Origin of the sequence: Mycobacterium sp. (genome assembly GCF_049802695.1) — a bacterium.
In the GTDB taxonomy this organism is placed as follows: Bacteria; Actinomycetota; Actinomycetes; order Mycobacteriales; family Mycobacteriaceae; genus Mycobacterium.
On the sequence record NZ_JBARMY010000513.1, the window covers coordinates 1 to 2,322 of the forward strand.

Here is a 2,322-nt window from a genome sequence, read left to right on the forward strand (position 1 = left end):
GGCCTTGACGGGAGCCCTGGCGGGACGCAAGCACCGTTGGCTGCGCCGCACCGGCCTGTGCAGCGCTTTTGCTTGTGCGGTGTTCTTCCGCCATCCCCCGCGGGTGCCGCCGGCGCGGCCCGGCGTAGTCGTCGCACCGGCTGATGGCTTGATCTGCCTGATCGAGGCCGCGGCGCCGCCCGCCGAGCTCGGGCTCGGTGACCAGCCGTTGACGCGGATCAGCATCTTCTTGTCGCTGCTCGACGCCCATGTGCAACGAGCCCCGGTCAGCGGCGAGGTGGTCAGCATCGAGCATCGGCCGGGCCGGTTCGGTTCGGCCGAACTGGCCGCGGCCAGCGAAGACAACGAACGCAACAGCCTGATCATCCGCACCGCCGCCGGTGCAGAGGTCGTCGTCGTGCAGATCGCCGGGCTGCTGGCCCGTCGCATCGTCTGCGACGCACGCGCCGGCGACGGGCTGACCATCGGCGATACCTACGGTCTGATTCGGTTCGGCTCACGGCTGGACACCTACCTGCCGGCCGGTTCCCACGTGCTGGTCACCGTCGGGCAGCGGGCTGTCGCCGGCGAGACCGTGCTGGCCGAGCTGCCATGACGCCCGCGCCGCGACGATGCAGAGCGAAGCGATGAGAAGGAGCGGCGCCGATGACCGCGCCGCGACGATGCAGAGCGAAGCGATGAGAAGGAGCGGCGCAGATGGTTAGGCCGCGCAACAGGCGAACAGTCAACCTGCGGATTCTGCCCAGCTCGATGAGCGTGCTGGCGATCTGCGCGGGGCTCACCTCCATCCGGTTCGCGCTCGAACGCCAACCGCACACCGCGATAGCACTGATCGCGGCGGCCGCCATCCTCGACGGACTCGATGGGCGGGTGGCCCGCATCCTGGACGCCGAGTCGAGGATGGGTGAGGAGATCGACTCGCTGGCCGATGCGGTGAACTTCGGGGTGGCGCCCGCGGTGGTGGTGTACGTGTCGCTGTTGTCGCCGCTGCAAGTCGGCTGGGTGGCGGTGCTGCTTTATGCGGTGTCGATCGTGCTGCGCCTGGCGCGATTCAACGCACTGCTCGACGACGCCACCCTGCCCTCCTACGCCAGGGAGTTCTTCGTCGGGGTGCCCGCTCCGGCCGGGGCGATCGCGGCGCTGGCGCCGCTGGCCGCCAGGCTGCAGTTCGGCGACGGCTGGTGGAGCTCGCCGTGGATAGTGTCGCTCTGGCTGACGGCCTGCTCGATGCTGGTAGTGAGCCGCATCCCGATGAAGAAGATGCACGCCCTCTCCGTGCCGCCGAATCTGGCCGCGGTGCTGCTGGCGGGGTTGGCGATCGTCGCCGCTGTCGCATTCCTGTTCCCCTACGTCCTGATCCTGGTGGGCATCGCGGGCTACTTGCTCTACATCCCGTTCTCGGTGCGCAGCCACCGCTGGTTGGTCGCGCACCCGGAGGCCTGGGACCACAAACCCAAGCAACGACGAGCCACCCGGCGGGCGATCCGCCGGGCGCAGCCGAACCGACGGTCGATGGCCCGCCTGGGTCTGCGTAAGCCGGGCACCTGACAAATGGTTTCCGGTGCGACTCCCCAACTGACCCTGACCGCGCGGCTGAACACCTCGGCCGTCGACTCGCGCCGCGGCGTCGTCCGCCTGCACCCGAATGCCATCGCAGCGCTGGGGATTCGGGAATGGGACGCGGTGTCGTTGATCGGGTCCCGCACCACGGCGGCGGTGGCGGGGGTGGCAGGTCCGCACACCCCGGTCGGCACGATCATGCTCGACGACATCACGCTGTCCAACGCCGGGCTGCGGGAAGACAGCCAGGTGATCGTCGCTGCGGTCACGGTGTACGGAGCCCGGTCGGTCACCCTCAGCGGCTCGGCTCTGACCAGCCTTTCGGTTGAACCCGCGACGCTGCGGCAGGCCCTGCTGGGCAAGGTGATGACGGTCGGCGACGCAGTATCGCTGCTGCCGCGCGATCTGGGGCCGGGTACGTCGACGTCAGCGGCGACTCGGGCGCTGGCTTCAGCGGTCGGGATCAGCTGGACCTCGGAGCTGCTCACAGTCACCGGCGTCGATCCGGGTGGGCCGGTGAGCGTGCAACCCAACTCGTCGGTCACCTGGGGCAGCGGGGCCCCGCGGCCAGCCGGCACCCGAGGCAGCCGGCCCGCGGCAGCACCGGTTCCCGTCGACAACCTGAAAGGCAGTCAGCCGCAGGCGGCCAGGCTGACCGAATGGCTCAAGCTGGCACTCGACGAGCCCCACCTGCTGCAGACGTTGGGTGCCGCGACGAACCTCGGTGTGCTGGTGTCCGGGCCGGCCGGTGTCGGCAAGGCG

2 protein-coding genes and 1 pseudogene are annotated in these 2,322 nt (G+C 69.9%); all 3 read left to right on the forward strand.

Annotated elements, in window-relative coordinates; all coding sequences use genetic code 11:
* On the forward strand, nucleotides 1-595 hold a 595-nt coding region (locus WA317_RS20295; protein WP_425174735.1), incomplete at its 5' end, for a phosphatidylserine decarboxylase.
* Nucleotides 596-696: 101 nt separating this feature from the next.
* A complete protein-coding gene (locus tag WA317_RS20300; protein ID WP_425174736.1) occupies nucleotides 697-1,548 on the forward strand; it encodes a CDP-alcohol phosphatidyltransferase family protein in 852 nt (283 codons plus the stop codon).
* Between the two features lie 3 nt (nucleotides 1,549-1,551).
* A pseudogene (locus WA317_RS20305) lies at nucleotides 1,552-2,322 on the forward strand (AAA family ATPase); the annotation flags it as partial.